The organism is Lactobacillus selangorensis, assembly GCF_001437205.1.
GTDB lineage: Bacteria > Bacillota > Bacilli > Lactobacillales > Lactobacillaceae > Paralactobacillus > Paralactobacillus selangorensis.
The window spans coordinates 19160-37969 of sequence record NZ_JQAZ01000002.1 but is presented as its reverse complement, the minus strand read 5'-3'; the positions used below and the strand labels follow the sequence as shown (position 1 = coordinate 37969).

General features: G+C 46.1%; 20 protein-coding genes and 1 pseudogene. 11 read left to right on the top strand and 10 right to left on the bottom strand.

Going from position 1 to position 18810, the window contains the following annotated elements; genetic code table 11:
• Positions 1-8 precede the first annotated feature (8 nt).
• Complete coding sequence (locus IV40_RS02755; RefSeq protein ID WP_057768860.1) at positions 9-893, bottom strand: LysR family transcriptional regulator; 885 nt, start codon at positions 891-893, stop codon at positions 9-11.
• Between the two features lie 106 nt (positions 894-999).
• Between IV40_RS02755 and IV40_RS02750 the strand changes: the two genes are divergently transcribed.
• Positions 1000-2025: a YeiH family protein gene (locus IV40_RS02750; protein ID WP_057768859.1), complete on the top strand. Its 1026-nt coding sequence runs from the start codon at positions 1000-1002 to the stop codon at positions 2023-2025.
• Positions 2026-2072: 47 nt separating this feature from the next.
• Here IV40_RS02750 and IV40_RS02745 read toward each other — a convergent pair whose 3' ends face one another.
• Together IV40_RS02745 and IV40_RS10700 are read right to left on the bottom strand one after the other, a co-directional pair.
• Positions 2073-2996 carry a cation diffusion facilitator family transporter gene (locus IV40_RS02745; protein WP_057768858.1) on the bottom strand — a complete coding sequence of 308 codons (924 nt, stop codon included), beginning with the start codon at positions 2994-2996 and terminating at the stop codon, positions 2073-2075.
• Positions 2993-3151 (bottom strand): hypothetical protein, encoded by a 159-nt coding sequence (locus IV40_RS10700; protein WP_156404211.1) that lies wholly within the window; start codon positions 3149-3151, stop codon positions 2993-2995. Before IV40_RS10700 ends, IV40_RS02745 begins: the two co-directional genes overlap by 4 nt.
• A gap of 153 nt (positions 3152-3304) precedes the next feature.
• Here IV40_RS10700 and IV40_RS02740 point away from each other — a divergent pair, with 153 nt between their 5' ends.
• On the top strand, positions 3305-4621 hold the full coding sequence (locus IV40_RS02740; protein WP_057768857.1) for a D-serine ammonia-lyase: 1317 nt from the start codon (positions 3305-3307) through the stop codon (positions 4619-4621).
• 39 nt (positions 4622-4660) lie between these two features.
• On the opposite strand, the gene IV40_RS02735 is transcribed toward IV40_RS02740, so the two are convergent.
• Positions 4661-4846 (bottom strand): hypothetical protein, encoded by a 186-nt coding sequence (locus tag IV40_RS02735; protein ID WP_057768856.1) that lies wholly within the window; start codon positions 4844-4846, stop codon positions 4661-4663.
• A gap of 107 nt (positions 4847-4953) precedes the next feature.
• Here IV40_RS02735 and IV40_RS02730 point away from each other — a divergent pair, with 107 nt between their 5' ends.
• Positions 4954-6861, top strand: coding sequence for an ABC transporter ATP-binding protein/permease (locus tag IV40_RS02730; protein ID WP_057768855.1), 1908 nt, complete (start codon positions 4954-4956; stop codon positions 6859-6861).
• A gap of 31 nt (positions 6862-6892) precedes the next feature.
• Here the strand turns inward: IV40_RS02730 and IV40_RS02725 are convergent, their stop codons facing one another.
• Positions 6893-7816 (bottom strand): magnesium transporter CorA family protein, encoded by a 924-nt coding sequence (locus IV40_RS02725; RefSeq protein ID WP_057768854.1) that lies wholly within the window; start codon positions 7814-7816, stop codon positions 6893-6895.
• Between the two features lie 93 nt (positions 7817-7909).
• Positions 7910-8260: a hypothetical protein gene (locus tag IV40_RS02720; protein ID WP_057768853.1), complete on the bottom strand. Its 351-nt coding sequence runs from the start codon at positions 8258-8260 to the stop codon at positions 7910-7912.
• Between the two features lie 290 nt (positions 8261-8550).
• Between IV40_RS02720 and IV40_RS02715 the strand changes: the two genes are divergently transcribed.
• Positions 8551-8778: a hypothetical protein gene (locus IV40_RS02715; protein WP_057768852.1), complete on the top strand. Its 228-nt coding sequence runs from the start codon at positions 8551-8553 to the stop codon at positions 8776-8778.
• 287 nt (positions 8779-9065) lie between these two features.
• Here IV40_RS02715 and IV40_RS02710 read toward each other — a convergent pair whose 3' ends face one another.
• Positions 9066-9383, bottom strand: coding sequence for a hypothetical protein (locus tag IV40_RS02710; protein WP_057768851.1), 318 nt, complete (start codon positions 9381-9383; stop codon positions 9066-9068).
• A 61-nt stretch (positions 9384-9444) separates the two neighbouring features.
• On the bottom strand, positions 9445-10194 hold the full coding sequence (locus IV40_RS02705) for an alpha/beta hydrolase (RefSeq protein WP_057768850.1): 750 nt from the start codon (positions 10192-10194) through the stop codon (positions 9445-9447).
• Between the two features lie 117 nt (positions 10195-10311).
• On the opposite strand from IV40_RS02705, the gene IV40_RS02700 reads away from it, so the two are divergent.
• Positions 10312-10689, top strand: coding sequence for an iron-sulfur cluster biosynthesis family protein (locus IV40_RS02700; RefSeq protein WP_057768849.1), 378 nt, complete (start codon positions 10312-10314; stop codon positions 10687-10689).
• 58 nt (positions 10690-10747) lie between these two features.
• Here IV40_RS02700 and IV40_RS10695 read toward each other — a convergent pair whose 3' ends face one another.
• Positions 10748-10906 (bottom strand): hypothetical protein, encoded by a 159-nt coding sequence (locus IV40_RS10695; protein ID WP_156404210.1) that lies wholly within the window; start codon positions 10904-10906, stop codon positions 10748-10750.
• A gap of 168 nt (positions 10907-11074) precedes the next feature.
• On the opposite strand from IV40_RS10695, the gene IV40_RS02695 reads away from it, so the two are divergent.
• The 3 genes from IV40_RS02695 (at position 11075) to IV40_RS02685 (ending at position 13833) form a co-directional block, all read left to right on the top strand.
• Positions 11075-11626, top strand: coding sequence for a CvpA family protein (locus IV40_RS02695; RefSeq protein WP_057768848.1), 552 nt, complete (start codon positions 11075-11077; stop codon positions 11624-11626).
• A 271-nt stretch (positions 11627-11897) separates the two neighbouring features.
• Positions 11898-12992: an SLC13 family permease gene (locus IV40_RS02690; protein ID WP_236698020.1), complete on the top strand. Its 1095-nt coding sequence runs from the start codon at positions 11898-11900 to the stop codon at positions 12990-12992.
• A 40-nt stretch (positions 12993-13032) separates the two neighbouring features.
• Positions 13033-13833, top strand: coding sequence for a glycosyltransferase family 2 protein (locus IV40_RS02685; RefSeq protein ID WP_057768846.1), 801 nt, complete (start codon positions 13033-13035; stop codon positions 13831-13833).
• 157 nt (positions 13834-13990) lie between these two features.
• Here the strand turns inward: IV40_RS02685 and IV40_RS02680 are convergent, their stop codons facing one another.
• Positions 13991-14869 carry a LysR family transcriptional regulator gene (locus IV40_RS02680; protein ID WP_057768845.1) on the bottom strand — a complete coding sequence of 293 codons (879 nt, stop codon included), beginning with the start codon at positions 14867-14869 and terminating at the stop codon, positions 13991-13993.
• Between the two features lie 143 nt (positions 14870-15012).
• Between IV40_RS02680 and IV40_RS02675 the strand changes: the two are divergent.
• From IV40_RS02675 to IV40_RS02665, 3 genes and pseudogenes are all read left to right on the top strand, one after another.
• A pseudogene (locus IV40_RS02675) lies at positions 15013-16686 on the top strand (malolactic enzyme); the annotation flags it as partial.
• A gap of 44 nt (positions 16687-16730) precedes the next feature.
• Positions 16731-17699, top strand: a complete 969-nt coding sequence (locus IV40_RS02670) for an AEC family transporter (RefSeq protein ID WP_057768843.1) — start codon at positions 16731-16733, stop codon at positions 17697-17699.
• Positions 17700-17846: 147 nt separating this feature from the next.
• A complete protein-coding gene (locus IV40_RS02665; protein WP_057768842.1) occupies positions 17847-18800 on the top strand; it encodes a TMEM175 family protein in 954 nt (317 codons plus the stop codon).
• The last annotated feature ends 10 nt before the right edge of the window (positions 18801-18810 follow it).

The window sequence follows — 18810 nt, the reverse complement described above, 5'->3', positions numbered from 1 at the left end:
CGGCTGGTTTAAAGTTCATTCTGAAACGTCTGCCTGAGAAAATGCAATTGTTCTGCCTTCAGGAGGTGATTCGGCAGGGCGGCGTAATAAATTGGATGGGTAATTTGAACGTTTGCCAGCTGCAACGCCTGCAAGGTACCATTGGCGAGCTGTTCCTGCACGACCGATTGGTACAGAAAACTGATGCCGACTCCTTCGGCCAGAATCCGCTTGATAGTATCAGGACTGCTGACTTGAATTTGCGCCTGAAAATCGGCTGGGGTCAGGTTCTGCGTATCCAATAGATGATTCAGAATCGCATAGGAGCCTGAACCAGCTTCTCGATAGACTAACGGCAGTTTTAAGAGCGCCGTCAGCTGGAGCGGTGTCGTTGGCAGGCCGAGCTGCGGCGAAGCGACGCCGATAAACGGATCATGGCCGATAATGGCCGTTGCGTATGGTTTGGAATCAAAATTGCCTTCGATCAATGCAAATTCGACTTCGCCGGCCCGCAGTTTATCCAGGCAGCCTTGTGTGTTCAAAGTTGTACAGGTAATCTGGGCCTTGGGGTGCTGGCGATAAAAGGACGCCATAATCTTAGGCACCAGTGCTTCGCTGATCGACAAGGTGGCCGCAAAATTCAAAGTCGGTGCGGCATTCGGGTGGACCAGTTCCTGCCGGATTTTGTTGGCCTGGGCACTCAGGTCGTCGGCAAACAGTAATAAACGCTGTCCGGCCGGTGTCAGCGACAAATGCCGTTTTTGATAATGAAATAATTTGACCTGCAGTTCGTTTTCGAGTGATTTGATCTGTTGCGAAACAGCGGGTTGACTGATATATAGAGCCTTAGCGGCCTGGGTGTACGATCCTAATTGAGCGATTGTCAGAAAGGTCCGCAAACGTTGATCGATCATCATCTTCCTCCATTCATAAGCTGAACTTATGGATTTATTATAATGAATGATTTTTCTGAATACAATTCATTTGCTAAGCTTAGAGAAGCAGAAGAGGAGTGAGACGATGTTAGCAATTACCAAAGAAAAATCGTTCTGGCTGGCAGCCGGAATGACGTTCGTTTGTTCACTGGCTGGGACTTTCCTGGCCAAACTGCCATATTTGAGCTTGGTTGGGGCCTTGGTCTTGTCATTGCTGCTGGGAATTGCCTGCCAAGGTGCGCCCGGTTTAGTTACCGAAGCGATGCCAGGGGTTGCCTTCATCTCAAATAAGTTTTTACGTCTGGGGATTATTTTATTGGGCTTCAAGCTCAATTTAGTGACACTCGCACAGTCAGGCGTTAAAACGATTGCCATTGCGGCGATTGTTGTTTCTGGGACGATTACACTGACTTATTTTTTGAGCCGGCGTTTTGGCGCTGAAGCAGAACTGTCGATTCTGACGGCTTGTGGATGCGGCATTTGCGGGGCGGCCGCCGTCATGGGGGTTTCGCCGCAGATTGAAACAGAAGACGAGGAACGCAAACGTGAAAATGAAGTGCTGGCCGTAGCGGTCGTGTGTGTCATGGGAACCGTCTTTACATTAGTCGAGATTTTCCTTAAACCATTTTTACATTTAACACCGAGTCAATTTGGGGTCATGGCTGGGGGTTCGCTCCATGAAATCGCCCATGCTGTGGCAACTGGACAAGCAGCCGGTGCCGCCGGTCTGCAGAGTGCGATCATTATGAAACTATCCCGCGTCTTATTGTTAGCACCCGTTGCTTTGATCGTCGGCTGGTGGTCCCAAAAACGGCAGCAGAAAACAGCAGCGGCTGCCAATGCCACTGCCAAGAAATTGCCGCTGCCATGGTTCTTGTTGGGATTTGTGCTGACGAGTGTGATTGGAACCGTTCTGCCGTTATCGGCGGACGTGCTCAATCTGCTGGTTCAAGCTGCCTACCTGTTCCTTGGCATGGCGATGGCCGCTTTGGGAATGTCTGTCAATTTTCGGGTCATTTTCAAACGGGGCGGCAGTGTTTTCGGCGCCGCAGCCATCAGTTCGACCGTTTTATTGGCCTTCATGATTTTGGCGGTCAAAGTCTTGTTCTAAACTAAAAAGAATTGCCGACACACTAATGACAGCATCGGCAATTCTTTTTATTTGCCCTCATCTTCATGGGGATCATAGCGGCGCCGTTCGACTTTGGTGCTGACGAATAAGGGTTCATCGATTCCATGTTCGACTTCGGGCTGAATGGTGACATGCTGAATCTGATATTTTTCCTTCAGCAGTTTGTTGATCTGCTGATAGGTCATTTCAGCTTGGCTGATACACATATCACTCATATTGACATGCATTTCGCAGATGACGGTGTTTTCGTCGATGTACCAGGCATGCAGATGATGGACGTTGTGGACGTTCGGCAAAGCCATGATGTCACGTTTGATAGCATCATAATCGAGTTTTGGCGAGCCTTCCATCAAAATACCGATCGTCGTGCCTAAAACTTCCCAAGCTTCTTTGATAATATAAAGCGAGACGAGAATCGAGATCAGCGGGTCGACCCAATAAATATGGAACCAGCCGATTAGGAGGGCACCCACAATGACACCAACTGAAGACAAAGTATCGCTCAGCAAGTGCAAATAAGTCGCCTTCATATTAAGATTATGTTTGGCACCGGCATTGAGCAGCAGGGCTGAGCCGAAATTGGCGAGTGTACTGAAGAGGGCGATGTAAAACATCGGGCCGCTTTTAATCGGAACGGGATGCGCAAATCGTTTGATGGCACCATAAATTAAGAAAATGGAAACAAGTAATAATAACGCTGCATTGATAAACGCCGATAAAATTTGAGCGCGTTTATAACCGTACGTTTTCTGCTGATTCTGAGGCCGCTGACTGATGCGATCGGCGACATAACTGAGAATAATGGCTAATGTATCACTGGCATTATGGATTGCATCAGACAGCAGCGACAAACTGCCGGCAAACAGACCGCCTAAAAATTCGAAGACGGTAATTCCGGAGTTCAATAATGTAACGGTTAAAAAACGGCGTCCGGATAAATTAGATTTCATTGCCGCTGCCTCTGATTGACAATCACTTTGAGCACGATGCAGATGATGAACGCAGCAAGGGCAATGATAATGAGCCATTTGTTTGCTTCAACGTATCCGACTAGTGCAATCAAAAGGATTACAAGCATAGTGAAAATGAACCGATAACGATGCATAGAACCTCCTCCTTTGGCCGTGCAAATCAATCATGCCATATTCTGAATCAAATGTAAAAAGAAGGATTTCTAAATTAGACTTTTCATTTTGGCAAATATGCCTTACTATTTTAGTATAGTGACGTTTTTTATGAACATTCATGGGGGCAAATTATGAGCGTTGATGTGAACAAACTGAAGCAGGAATATCCGTTGCTTCAGGAAATTACAGATTACCAACCTGTTTTTTGGAAAAACCCGAATGCTGGCAAACCGGCGGACCTTCCGTTCGGCAGCGCCAATATTTTTGATGTCGAAGCACGGTTGCGGCGTTATGCACCGTACTTTGCCAAGGCTTTTCCAGAAACGGCTGCAACACACGGCATTATTGAATCGCCGTTACGCCCGTTGCCAAAAATGAAACAGGCAATGGAAACAAGAAACGGCAAGCAGATTGCCGGTCAGCTGTATTTAAAAGCTGATAATGAATTACCGATTTCCGGTTCGATTAAATCACGGGGCGGCATTTATGAAGTCCTGAAATTTGCCGAACAAGTGGCCATTAAAGAAGGCGGCCTCGTCTATCTGGATGACTATGCTCAATTGACCGAACCTAAATTCCATGACATCTTTGCCAAATATGGGATTGCGGTCGGCTCAACTGGGAACCTCGGCTTGAGCATCGGAATCGTCGCTGCACAACTCGGTTTCCGGACGACGGTGTATATGTCGGCCGATGCGACTCAATGGAAGAAAGACTTGCTGCGTCAGCATGGTGTCACAGTGGTCGAATTCCAAGACAACTTTACGCATGCGATTACTGAAGGCCGTAAGGATGCTGCTAAGGACCCGATGACTTACTTTATCGATGATGAAGGTTCATCCGATTTGTTCTTGGGCTACTCCGATTCTTCATTGCGGATTCAGAAGCAGATTAAAGATCAGCACATTCCGTTAGACGACGATCATCCGATTTTCGTTTACCTGCCGGCTGGTGTCGGCGGTAGTCCTGGCGGGACCACATTCGGTTTGAAGACGATTTTGGGCAAGAATGTCCATGCAATCTTTGCTGAGCCAACTCATATTCCGGCTGTGTTAGTCGGGATGCTGACTGGCTTGAATGAAAAGATTTCTGTCTACGATGTTGGCATGGATGGTAAAACGGCCGCCGATGGTTTGGCTGTCGGCCGGCCATCCCGTTTGGCGCTACCAGTTATGAAGACGTTGCTTGATGGGATCGCCACATTCGATGATGAACAGATTTTTGCTTATCTGACGATGTTAGCCGATACGCAAAAGATTTACGTTGAACCATCTGCAGCAGCTGGGTTCACAGCGATTGATCGGACGATCGAAGCTTACAAAGACCAGTACCCGATGGAAAATGCAACGCACATTGTGTGGGCAACTGGCGGTAGTATGGTGCCACAAGCAGATATGGATGAATATTATGCGCATGGCAAACGTTTATTGGACAGTGAAAAGAAATAAACCGTTTAAAAAAGCAACTCGATTTTTCGAGTTGCTTTTTTATTTGCGATGGCGTGGATCACGCTTGTCAGTCATGTAATAATAAATGGCGAGAATCAAAAAGCCCGCCCCATTGACGCCGTAAGCTTTCGTTACCGTGACGCCATTTTGAATCTGAACCATTGGTACAACGACCAGAAAAATTGCGGCACAGACGGCGATGGCGATCCAAAATCGTTTACTCATACTCCCTGCCTCCCAAAAGGTTATAATCAGTCCAAGGTCTAATATGTATTTTAAAGCCATTTGGCTACAATGAAAAGGTCAAGTCACAAGAAATGAGGAACACAACGATGAGTTTTATGGAAATCAAGGATATTCGCAAGTCGTACCAATTAGCCGATGGCACCGAATTTCCAGTCTTAAAGGGGATTAGTCTCGATTTTAATCGGGGCGAATTTGTATCGATTTTAGGGGAATCCGGCGGCGGGAAAACGACGCTGATGAATATTCTCGGCGGATTGGATAATCATTATGAAGGCGATGTGGTTGTGAACGGCCAGTCGCTGAAAAAAATGTCTGAAAAGCAGCTCGATAATTACCGGCGCCAGACCGTTGGCTTCGTCTTTCAAAATTTTAATCTGATTAGTCATCTGACCATTTTGGATAATGTCATGGTCGGGCTCGAAATGACCACCATGTCGCATAAGGAACAAGTCGAAACAGCAACCAACCTGTTAAAGAAGGTCGGTCTGGAACAGCATCTGCATAAACATCCCAACCAGCTTTCCGGCGGTCAGAAGCAGCGAGTGGCGATTGCACGTGCCTTAGCCAGCGATCCTGAAATTATCATTGCGGATGAACCGACTGGGGCACTCGACAGCGGCAATACCCATGAAATCATGGATATTCTTAATGGCATTGCCAAAGACGGCAAATTGGTCATTTGCGTGACCCATTCACAAGAAGTCGCCGACTATGGGACTCGGATTGTTCACATGGATGACGGTAAGGTCAGTCAGGATGAACGGATTAAACCGGCTTATCCGACGCCGGCTGATAAACAAGTGACGCCGACCAAGCACCTCAGTTTCAGCGCCAATTTCAATATGGCCCTCAAACACATGCGTTACAATTTGGGCCGCAATGTGCTGATCATTATTGGAGCGGCCGTTGGAATCATCAGTGTGCTCTTAATGTTAGCTTTGGGAACTGGGGTAACCGGCTATATCAACGAACAAGTCGGCAGCCAGGTCAATCCGATGAGCATTCAGGTCACCCAGAAAGTCAAGCAAGGCAACGACAATCCCCATGCGAGCGATATGAAAACTGCCGACATCAACAAGCTGAAGCAGCTCAAAAATGTCAGCTCGGTCGAAAAAGGTTATTTTGCCCAGGGGGCGCAGGTCCAATACGACAAGAAAAATGCGCAAGCTCAGATTTTCCAAACATATAACAAGACGATGCTGAAGAAAGATCTGATTACCGGTAAAGAACCGCTGGCTGAAAATACAATCGTACTGACCAAAGATGCGGCCAAGAAGTTTGCTAAAAATTACAAACAGATGGTCGGCAAACAAGTTACGTTCTACATGAACACGGTCAACGACCAGAAACAGCCGGTCATCCTGAAGCAGACACTGACTGTCAGCGGCATTTCCAAGAGCAGCATGGCGACGAGTTTTAAGACGATGCAGAATGTTTTTGCAACCCAAAACATGACACTGGCACCGAATTTTGCGACCGTCAACGTCAATAACCTCAGCAACGTCAAGTCGGTTCAAAGCAAGATTAAGGCCGACCACTATACGATTACTGGGGCTGGTGCAATTGTCGATACACTGAATACGTATGTTCAATTAGCCTTTTACGTGCTGGCTGGGATTGCCGGCATCTCGTTGCTGGTTTCGGCCATCATGATTATTGTCGTTCTTTATATCAGCGTTGCCGAACGGACCCAGGAAATCGGGATTTTACGGGCGTTAGGGGTCCGCAAGAGCGACATTCGTTCCTTGTTCTTCTCTGAATCCTTCCTGATTGGTTTATTCTCCAGTGTGCTGGGCATCATCGTTGTTTTCGGGTTGCAGGTGCTGATCAACCGTGCCTCGCAAGGCTTCATTCATTACGATCTGATTCAGCTGACTGGCGGACAGATTCTCTTCGGATTGCTTGCCAGCATCTTAATTAGTATCATTGCGGCGATTGCGCCAGCTGGCCGGGCCGCGAAACTCGATCCAGTTGAAGCGTTGAGCCATGATTAAATTAAAAAAGCCACCTGTAAAGGTGGTTTTTTTAATGTCCAATAAAATGATTCTTCCGCAGAAACCACACAATGAAGCCGATGGCAATCAGGGCGATACTGACACTGACCAGCCAGCCGTTGCTGAGTCCCCGAAACGGCACATGGAGCGCTTGGCTGAAGAATGAGAAGACTAAGGTCGGAATGGCCAGAATCAACGAATAAACAGTCAGAAATTTCATGGTGCTGTTCAAATTATTATTCAAAGTATTGTTATAAGCAGCGGCGACGTGGTCGATAACAGTGCTGGCTAATTGAGCCATTTCGGCGCCTTGCGACGTTTTGACCTGCACGTCGTTGAGATTATCCTGCTGAATTTCAGATAGCTGCAGGTGCTTGCGGGAGAAACGTTTCAAGTCGTTGACCAACACGTTGTCGGCTTTCAGCGCCGTCAACAGATGCACGATTTTATTTTCCAAGTTCATCAGTTCCCGAATTCCTTTTTTCGGCGACCGGTTTTCAAGCTGGTCTTCGATTGACTTGCGGCGCTGCCGGATTTCGTTGAGCGCATCGAAGTAACGGGAAGCAGCTAAATAGAGCACATGCAGCATCAGATCGAAAGCCTGCAGCTTTTCCGGATGCGGCGACCGCTGAATAAACTGTGTCAGCCATTGATCAATGTAGGTGGTGTCGCTGCGAGTGAAGGTAATAATGTTATTGGCATTCAGAATCATCGCCAGTGGAGTCGTGGGCTCGTCATCGCTGATTTTGCCGTCACGGAGTATATCAAAAATGAGCAGACAGTTGCGATTCTCACGATTGTAAACGATACGAGGCCGTTCGTAATCATCCTTCGCAAAATCCATCATTGTCGTCATAATTTTTTCCTGCTGGGCGACTTTTTTCCGTTCATCGTCAGTGGCATCCTGCAGACTGACCCACGTTAAATGTGCATTGATCTTTTTAGTGGTTAACATCGGTGCCCCTCCTTTTTCCCTATCTAGCATAGCATGTTTCCCAAAAAGCAGGCACAAAAAAAGGCCTGCACAAATGGCGGCCTTTTAAAATGATTAGTTGAATGAAACGGTAATAACAGTCTTAGAATGGCTAATGTCCAATACGATATTGGGATAATCAGCGATTGTGCCCGTCGCATTATTCTTAGCTAGTGCTGTATTAAATAGAGAGTCGATCAGCGGCCGGTCCATGTCAGTCACAGCTGTTTGATAAATGCCTTCTTCGGCTTTGTCATCACGTAAGGCTTCAACGGCCCGTTCGATACCGTCTGTGAATGGTTTGCGATAATCAATCCCCAATGCAATTTCGGTTTCGATTGTTGCTTCTGGAATAATGTCGCTTTCCTTTAATTCCTTCAAAACATTGCTCATCAAACTAATTTGCTTTTTCGTACTTGGTGTCATGAAATCACCCTCCTTAACGTCCTTTACAAGTTCAGATTAGCACAATTCTGCTTAAATCACTCTTAAAACGACTTCCTAAAATTTGGTAAAGCACCTGATTTCGGTTCCCCATAATTTGAAATATAGGGCATCTTATGCTATTCTTATAGGCAAAGTCGGAGCTATGAAAAAGTCGATCGACGCGAGTGCAAAGCTACGCTATGAAATCATTTCGTAGTTCCGTTTGAGAAAAGTTGTTGTTAATATCTTTGACACACATCTTGATGGATCAAGACGAAGGAGAAAGGTGCGTGAAAACAGTGGCAAACTATTCGAAGCTGCTGGTACGGAGCAATATTGTGCTCTATATCATCATGGTTGCTTTGTTTGCGACAAATCACGCTACGTTCGGCATCCTGTTGTTGGTAGCCAATGTTTTATTTAGTTTCAAGCTGGCACTAAACAACGCTGATTGCCGCGACCATCTTACAGAGTCCGAACGTCGTAAAGAGCGCGATTTTGTGCACAACAACAAATAGCAACGAAAAAAGCATCCTCATTTGAGGGTGCTTTTTTTGAAACGCGTTTACAAGGACTGACAATTGCGCTGAACCGACTTTTCCTAGTGAACCAACAGTGCTCACCACGTCACAGTTCGGCTAAGCCTTCGTCGCCAAATCGATTTTGTTCACGCGCTTGTTTGAAACGCGTTCACAAAGTACTGACAATTGCGCTGAACCGACTTTTCCTAGTGAACCAACAATGTTCACTACGTCAAAGTCATGTTCATGCTCATTGTCAAAGCGTACTTGTTCACGCTCTTGTTTTAATCAGTCCAGCCAACCTTGGCCATTGTATCGAGTTTCATTTTATTGGCGATGATGTCGCAAATCATATAGAGCAGGTAGCCGACGACGAAACCATAACTGTTGCTGGAAAAAGCGGTGACGAGCAATAAGACCCAGCCGCCGAGTGAGAACCAACGGGCACGACGCCATGTTTTCTGAATCTGCTGGCCTGTTTCAGATTGTGTGTCCATCATCTGAGCGCTATTTTTACGTTGCATTTTTAATAATTCGCGGAATTGGAGGAAATCATAGATCGTTGGGATTGCCATGACAATGATCGCAAAAAATAACTTCAATTAAATCCCTTCCTTAACTAAGTTGTTTCCTTATTCTAACAGTTTTCACAGAAAGATAACACTAGTTAAATAAGAATTGTGCGATCCAGCGATCAACCTTGGCATTCTGATGCAGCATACTGTGGTAGGCCGTAAAAATGGTACCGTTGAAAATGTGATCCTGATAGAAAATCCCTTGTTTTTCCGCAAAGGCTTTGAGTTGTTTGGCCTCATCGGTAGAAACGACTAAATCGCCATGGGCCCAAGAAATATTCCCAGCAATATTTAAAATTTTGAGACCCTTGGGCAGCGTTTTGCCATTGGTCACTGAATCGGGAAAATTGTCGGCGATCGTAATCCACTTGGCGACATGCACATTTTTCAGCGGCTGATCGGTTAAATAGTTGAAACAGACATCGCCGCCGGAGGAATGGCTGACTAAGTTGACGGCACTGATGTTGTGCTTATCATGCAGGTAGGTCAGAATTTTTTTGAGCTGGGGAGCTTCTTTCTTGGCATGCGTGCTGTCGTCAAAGTACACTAAGATTAAGGGATTGTCTGTCAATGGTCCCAACTGCTTAATGTCGAGATGCCCATTATCAGCTACATGGACGATCATCCGTTCTTTCGCCAGCGAATAGTTTTCGAAACGATCTGCCATCGGTCCGAATGAAGTCCAGTTACTGTCGTCGCCTGGAATGAAGAGGGTCGGCGTATCTGTGTGCTGTACTGTCAGATTTTGCAATTGCTGCAACGAAACGTTCCAGAGAATACCGAGAATGACAATGATTCCCAGCAATAACGCACCAAGAATTTTTAAGAAACGGCGCATAAAAATCACCTTCATCAAATTATTTATAAAAAGAAGTGCAATATTATTGAATGCACAATTCAATTGTGTATAATGAATGGTGAATCAAGGAAAACTCACATTAAAGGAGTGATTGTTATGAAATTAACAGTAACCGAAGCAGCACAAGCTAAATTACAACCATACTTGAATGATCAAGATAAATTGTTGTTGAATTTCGACGATGGGGTCGGCCCATTTTCAAAGGTCGGGACTTGCGCTTTGAACACTTCCTTTGATATTCTGGTCGTCGATGATGTCGCTACACCTGACTACAATGTCGCTGTATCCAGCAACATCGGCAAGGATTTCTGGATCAAGGACTATTCCAAGATCTATCTCGACACGAATATGAAACTTGATATTAAGCAGTCAACTAACACATTAGCCTTATCAGGCGACAGCGGCATCCTTGACAGCAATGTCCAAATCAAGGACATGCGTGGTGCCGAAAAACAGGCTCCGGTTAAGAACTAAATCAAAACAATCCCTAGTAAAAAGCAAGCCTTGTACAGGGCTTGCTTTTTTAATGTCGTTACTTGGTAATTTCGTCTGGATTGATTACACGGACCACGTCACCATGCAGGGCTTCCTTGCCGACTAAAGTGCCGTTCGGCTGAATTCCGACGATCCGATATTGGGTATCGCCGACGATAACATAGTCACCCAGCTGAATATTTTTATAAACACTCATGATGATTCCTCCTTTAAAATAACGCTTGATTCTGTCTTTATCGTAGCACAGTTTAGACGATGACTTGTTAAAAACGCTGTCGATTAAGTTTTGGTAAAGGCAGCCTCGTTTCAGGGCCGCATATGCTAAAATAAAAATATCATTATGGTACAGAAAGGAAAATCAGGCATGTTACTGACAGGGCTTATTTTAATTTGGCTGCTGATTGCACTTTGGCGAGGTTGGGAAAAGGGCTTTTTCGTTGAGATCATTCATTCGATCGGGTATCTGGCCGTTCTGATTGCTACTTGGCTCTTCTATCAGCCGGTCGCCAGCTGGCTGCAAACAGCATTCGGCGGCGGCAATCTGCTGATCTATCGGACCGTGTCATTTTTCGGTCTCTCGCTGATCGGGAGTTTCTTGATCCAATTGATCTCACGGAGTACCCGTTTGATTACGTTTTTGCCGATTATTCACCAGCTGAACTCGTTCGCAGGTGCGGCCGTTAGTTTCATTCTGGCTTACCTTGGAATCTTTATTCTGCTGTCGTTCTTCTCACTGGCAGCCACAGAAAATATGAAGACCCAATATGCGGCTTCACCGGTTGCGCAATTCATTGTCGAAAAGACGCCAGGGATTTCAAGCGATGTCCTTTCGAAGATTCTGCATCATGAATCAACGACTGATACAACTGATACGACAACCAATACGGCTGCTTCGCAATCAGAAGTAACCGAATAGAGTTATTTTGTCCTCCTCAAACGCAAAATAATCAATCAATAACGATGGCGACATCGTTATTTTTTTGTGCGCAAAACCAACGGGCATGCGCCTCTGGAAACGACACCCCGGTGAATTCAATTTTTATCATTGCCAGCAGGGGGGAAAAACAGATACAATAAAGGAAACAGTAGAAAGTATCATTTTTTTAATTCAAAGGAATAAGGTAGCGTAATCAAACATGATAAATAATTCGGAGTCTACATCACGTTCGCGTGTGGGCCAGTTTTTTGTGAATGTGGGCACTTTTTTTTGGAGTGACAAACTGCTGCTGATCTCATTGATCGCCGCAATCGGCACCTCCTTACTACATACACCCCGTCTTTCTTATGTAAACTGGCATGTTGTTGTCAATGTTTTTTGTATCATGACCTTAGTGCAAGTCTATGAAAAGCTGCACGTGCTGGATTTTTTAGCCGGTCGTTTGATCTCGAAAAACAATACTGAGCGTTCCCTCATTCAAACTTTGGTGGCATTGACGTTTGTGACGTCGATGTTTATGACCAATGATATGACGGTATTGACGTTTGTCCCGCTGGTGATTTTGATCGCCTTGCGCTGTTCATTCTCGCCGATCATGCCGGTGACGATGATCACCATTGCGGCGAACTTGGGAAGTTCGCTGATGCCGTTTGGGAGCCCGCATAATATCACGATCGTTTCAACGTATCATTTAGGCATTTTTCAGTTCTTCGGCTATTCGTTGCCGCTGATGCTGATGAGTGTCGTGGCGCTGGCAGCAGTCACGTTTCTGTTTCCAAAGCGCCAGATCAAAGTCGGCGAGCTGCCACAGATTAAGGTCGATACTAAACCGTTGTATATTTTTATTCCATTGACGATTATTGTTTTTTTAACTGTTTTTGAAGTGGTCCCGATGGAAGTGACGATTGCACTGATTATCATTGCAACTTTCTTTTTCGATAAAAAATTATTTAAAAAAGTCGATTATGGACTGTTAATTACGATTTTCTGCTTCTTCATTGCAGTGGGGAATTTAGGCCGTATTCCGGCGGTCGCTAATTTTATCAGCTCCTTCGGCCGGACGCCGATCGATACTTATTTGACTGGGATCGTCACCTGCCAGGTCATCAGTAATGTGCCGGCCATCATCCTCTTGTCGAACTTCACCAAGAACGCCCATGCGCTCTTCCTGGCGATCAATATCGGTGGGCTGGGCACAATGTGGGCTTCGCTTGCCAACCTGATTGCTTATAAACGGTATAAGACTGGCTACGGTCGTGACATTTTCAAGTATGTCATGACGTTCTCCGGTGTGAATATGGCCTTTTTGGTGGTCTTCACGATTATTGGACTTTTCCTGCTTTAAGCATCTGTCGTAGATGATAGAATGAATGGGGAGGTGAGTAATGGTGGCACAAGCACTGATCTCAGTCATTGTTCCGATTTATAATGCCGAAAAATATTTGGACAAATGCATTCAGAGTCTGATCGCACAAGATTATGCGCAATTTGAGCTGCTGCTCGTCGATGATGCTTCTTTGGATGGGTCAGCGGCGATCGCTCGTAATTGGGCGCAGCGGGATGACCGCATTCAATTTGTAGAACAGACTTCAAACCAGGGTGTTTCGGCGGCCCGCAATCGGGGCTTAGCCATTGCCAATGGTGAATTAGTTTGTTTCGTCGATAGCGATGACTGGTGCGAGCCCCATTACTTGGGCAATTTTGCCTTGCTGATGAGCCATTATGATGTCGGGATGGCCTGCTGCAGTTATTATGGCGACTTGAATTTAAAGCCGTTATTCCCAGGCATGAAAACCAAAATTCTCGACCAGGAATCGGCGCTGCAGGCGATTATCAAAACGAGCGGCGACATCAAAGGTTTTCTGTGGAATAAATGTTATCGTCTGAGTGTCATCCGCAAGTATCAGATTCAGTTTGCCGAAGATGTGCAGATTATGGAAGACCAGCTTTTCAACGTTGAGTATGTGCGCCATATTCAGACAATGGTCTATCGTTCCTTGCCGCTGTATCATTATGTCGCCCATCGCGATAGTGCTGTGCATGGCATTTCTCGTGACCGCATTGTGGAAGAGCTGCAGACTTTGAAACGAATCCAGCATGTAATCGATCCAGATTCAAAAACCATTCTGGATTTGATTACTACCAGTCGCAATTCATTGGAAGATGAAGTCCACCATGAAGAATAGTGCGTGACAAAAGTCGGGTCTGCGCATGGAAATTAAAAAGATTCGCTGCAAGTCTGAACTTGGACGTTCAGCGAATTGAATTTAACCGGAATAAGCAGACTTTTGGAATGCGTTTAAAAGGCCTGAAACGAATTTCGTTTCAGGCTTTTTTTGCGGCTTAGAAACTATCTTTAAATAAAGCTGCTAATTTTTTCTGCTCAGGAGTTAATAAATGGTCGTGCCGCTTGGCAATCGAAATCAGGAATAAAGGCTGTTCAGGGTCGCTGAGCGGCAGGGCAACTAAATCATCGTGCGGCGTCAGCGCCGTTTCAGTCAGAAAACTGATGCCGGCATTCTGGCTGACCAGTTGTTTGATTAAATCAATGTCGCTCGTCTGGAGCATGATGTGCGGCTGGATATGGTTCAGATTGCACAAGGTTTGGAAGGCCTGCGGATGCATAAACCCTTCATTCAGCAGGAGAAAGGGCTCATCCTGCAGCTCTTTAAACGCAACTTCTTTTTTCTTAGCCAATGGATGGTCATGGCTGACCAATATCCGATAATGATGAGTCGCCAGCAAGGCGGCATCCAAATCGGGCGCCGTCAACGGTTCGAGTGACCCCAGCATCGCCAAATCGAGCGCTCCGGCCTCAAGCGACTTTAGTAAACGGGCAGAGCCGCTTTCGTCAAGCTGCAGACGGGATAATAAATTTTCAGCAACTAATTTTGGGGCCAAGTGCGGGAAAAAATAATTGCCGATAATTGGCGGCAGCCCCATTTTGATTTGCGGTGTTTTCAAAGCGGCAATTTCACGCTGGACAATCTGCAGTTCTGTGATGATTCGTTGGCAGTGGACGGCAAATTGAGCACCAGCAGCAGTCAGTTCCAGCTGCCGGTGGGATTGGTCCCGTTGGATGAGCTGAACGTCTAATTCAGCTTCCAGACGACGGACGGCATAGGTGATTGTCGGCTGGCTGACGTGGAATTCATGAGCGACGGCGGTATAGCTTTTCAGACGCGTCAGTGCTGCAAAATAAGCTAAGTCACGGGTGTTCATCTGCATATCCCCCTTCATATAAGCATATTTTATCATAACTGGGGGAGTTGACTATATAATTTATTAGCAGGTATGATGACCCTCGGTTAATCGATTAAACAAAAAGTAAGTCATTTAAATAATCACAAAAAAGGAGTCATTCACTCATGACATTAAGTGCAATGGAAATTATCAATGATCCTTATTTGAATAAGGGGACTGCGTTTACTGCGGACGAACGGAAACAGTTCGGCTTAGCTGGGTTGGTACCGCCGGCTGTGCAAACAATCAGCGAACAGGCTGACCAGGCTTATCAGCAGTATCAAACGAAGGCGAATGATTTAGAGAAACGTTTATTCTTGATGCAGCTGTTCAATGAAAATCGTGTTTTGTTCTATTACTTGTTCGGTCAGCATATCGCTGAATTTATGCCGGTTGTCTATGATCCGACAATCGCCGATACGATTGAAAACTACAGCGAACTCTTTGTGCAGCCGCAGGGAGCCGCTTATCTGTCGATTGACGATCCAGAGTCAATGCGGATGACCTTGAAGAATGCTGCCAACAACCGTGACATTCGTCTGATTGTGGTCACCGATGCAGAAGGAATCTTGGGGATTGGCGATTGGGGCACCAACGGGGTTGACATTGCCGTTGGGAAACTGATGGTTTACACCGGCGCTGCTGGCATTGATCCCAAACAAGTCTTGCCAGTTGTCTTAGATGTCGGCACCAACAATGAGAAGTTGTTGAAGGACCCAATGTACCTTGGCAATCGCCATGAACGGATTCAGGGCGATCAATATTATGCTTTTGTGGATCAATTCGTCGATACCGTTGAAAGTTTGTTCCCGCATCTGTACTTGCACTGGGAAGATTTCGGCCGTGATAATGCCGCCAATATCCTCAACCAGTACAAAGATAAAATTACTACTTTCAACGATGATATTCAGGGCACTGGGATTATCACATTAGCTGGGATCTTAGGGGCGTTGAACATTTCGAAAGAAAAATTAACGGATCAAGTTTACATGAGTTTCGGGGCCGGGACTGCCGGCGCTGGGATTACCCAGCGAATCTTTGACGAAATGGTTCAAGAAGGTTTGTCTGAAGACGAAGCCCGCAAACACTTCTACATGGTTGATAAGCAAGGTTTGTTATTCGATGACACTCCAGGTTTGACACCAGAACAGAAGCCGTTCACACGCAAGCGCAGCGAATTTGCCAATGCCGATGAGTTGACGACCCTTGAAGCAGCGGTAAAAGCCGTTCATCCAACTATTTTGGTTGGGACATCGACGCAGCCGGGCACCTTTACCCAGCCGATTGTTGCAGAAATGTCGGCCCACACAGCACGACCGATTATCTTCCCATTGTCGAATCCGACGAAGTTAGCCGAAGCAACCGCTGAAAACCTGATTCAGTGGTCCGACGGCAAGGCTTTGGTTGCGACTGGGATTCCCGCTGCACCGGTTGAATACAAAGGGGTCACTTATAACATCGGCCAAGCCAATAATGCGCTGGTTTACCCAGGACTCGGTTTGGGCACAATCGCTTCAACAGCTAAAGTGCTGAGCGACGGCATGATTTCCGCTGCGGCCCATTCTTTAGGCGGAATTGTCGATCCTGATGAAGCCGGCGCTGCTGTTTTGCCGCCCGTTTCGAAACTCGATGTCTTCTCACAGACAGTGGCGAATGCAGTGGCTCAGGAAGCTTTGGATGAAAAGCTGAACGAACAGCCGATTGCCGATGCCAAACAGGCGGTTGCGGACATGAAGTGGACGCCTGAATATGCCGATTTAGGTTCAGAATTGCAAGCACGTTTGCAAGATAAATAAACAAGCAAGAGTAAATTGAAAATTGTTGGATTGGAGTGTTAAATTTGACTGCATTTATCACCTCAGTGGAAAGTGTCGCTGAAATCGTACTGGTTATTGCGCTGGGTTATCTGTTACAACGGCGTGGTAAATTCGATGGACAATTCAAGAGCAGTATTTCATTTTTAATTATGGATATTGCCTTGCCAGCTTCCATCTTTGTGTCTGTCTTAAAATATTTGACTCGTGACAAATTAGCGAGCCTCTCAGGTGGTCTGTTATATGCCTTCGGTAGTTTTGCCGTTGGGTACTTGATTGCCTGGCTCTTAACGAAAGTACTGCATGTCCGTCCGGGACGGCGGGGGACCTTTATCAACATGTTCGTCAATGCCAACACGATTTTTATCGGGCTGCCATTGAACACGGCTTTGTTCGGCCTGAAGAGCATGCCGTACTTCTTGATTTACTATGTTGTCAACACAGTTTCGACATGGGCGGTCGGAATCTTCTTCATTGAGGCCGATGATCCGACCAAGAAGAAGGACGGTCCAAAAGAACCCTTCAACTGGAAGAAGTTATTGCCGGCACCGTTAGTTGGTTTCTTAGTTTCATTGGTATTCCTGTTGTTAGCCATCCCCGTTCCGACTTGGATCAATGATACCTTGAGCATGGTCGGCGGCGTGGTGACCCCATTATCCCTGCTTTACATTGGGATTGTCTTGGCTGACGCTGGTTTGAAGTCGATTCATTTCGACAAGGATACCATTTGGGCGTTAATCGGTCGTTTCGTTATTGCACCAGCGCTGATGATCTTCTTCTTGTCGCTGGGGACTTCCGTCTTCGGACAAACCGTTCCGTCGATTGAATCCAGCACCTTGATTATTCAATCGGCTGCACCTGGTTTAGCCGTCCTGCCGATTCTGGCCGGCCAATCCCATGGCGATGTCGATTATGCAACCAACGTGGTGACCACTTCGACCGTCTTATTCGTCATCGTTGTGCCAATCTTGATGCAAGTTCTGCGGTTTATCTAGGCGTACGACGACAAACGGTCAGTTTGTTTGAACGTATTTCAAAATTTAATTTATGCCATGGAAAAGGCGTTGCCAATGATGACAGCGCCTTTTTTGTCGAATTTATGGTACACTCGTTTTTGGAAAAACAAGAGAGAAAGTGAATGAATGGAAAAACTCAAGGGACGGTTGGATGCATTTAGCGATGGGGTCATTGCCATCATCATCACCATTATGGTCTTGAACCTGCCAGCGGTGCTGCATGATTCATGGCCGGCGTATTTGCAATTATCTAAAAGTATCGGTATCTATCTAATCAGTTACATTTTTGTCGCCAATATGTGGTACCAGTTTGCGACGGCTTTCAGCGAAATCGATACGATTACCTATCGGATTTTACTGCTGGATTTCGGCTTTTTGGCGTTGCTGTCGCTGATGCCGCTGTTTACCAACATGATGGCCGAAAATACGACCCGAGTCACAGTGATTGCATATGGGCTGCTGTCCTTTTTCGTCAACTTCAGTTTTCGCTCGCTAGCCAAGGCGATCATTCATATGAAGTACACCGACAAATCGGATATGGCGAAGGTTTACACTAAAATTTACGGACAGGGCAACCGCTATTTTACCTTGCTGAATTTTGCAGTTTTGATTTTAGCGTATTTCAAACCGACATGGGCGATTATTTTTTACCTAGTATCGCCAGTCTGGATTTTCTTAGCAAATGGCGATTCACGGCAGGAAATGTTTGATGTCGGTCAATTGAATACCAATGAACGCAAGAATTGGTTGAATTTGACTGATGAACAGCGTAAAGCCTATCAGAATTATCGGCGTGCACAGACGGATGATGAAACGGGCCATGCGCAGCCGACACCGAACGGCAATGTCCAACCGGTAACACCCTCTAAAAAGACGACGCTAGAGCATTTCAACACCCGCTTTTTTAATCGCTGGCTGGACCAGCGGGTCGATCCTCGTACCCGTCAGAAGATTCAGAAACGCATGGAAAACATGACGCCGGAGCAGGAACAGCAGGTGTTTGAGCGCTGGTATCGGCGTGAACAGCAGCTCCGCAAACGTAAACAGCAACGACAGACACATCAAAATCGGAAGCAATAAAAAAGAGCGA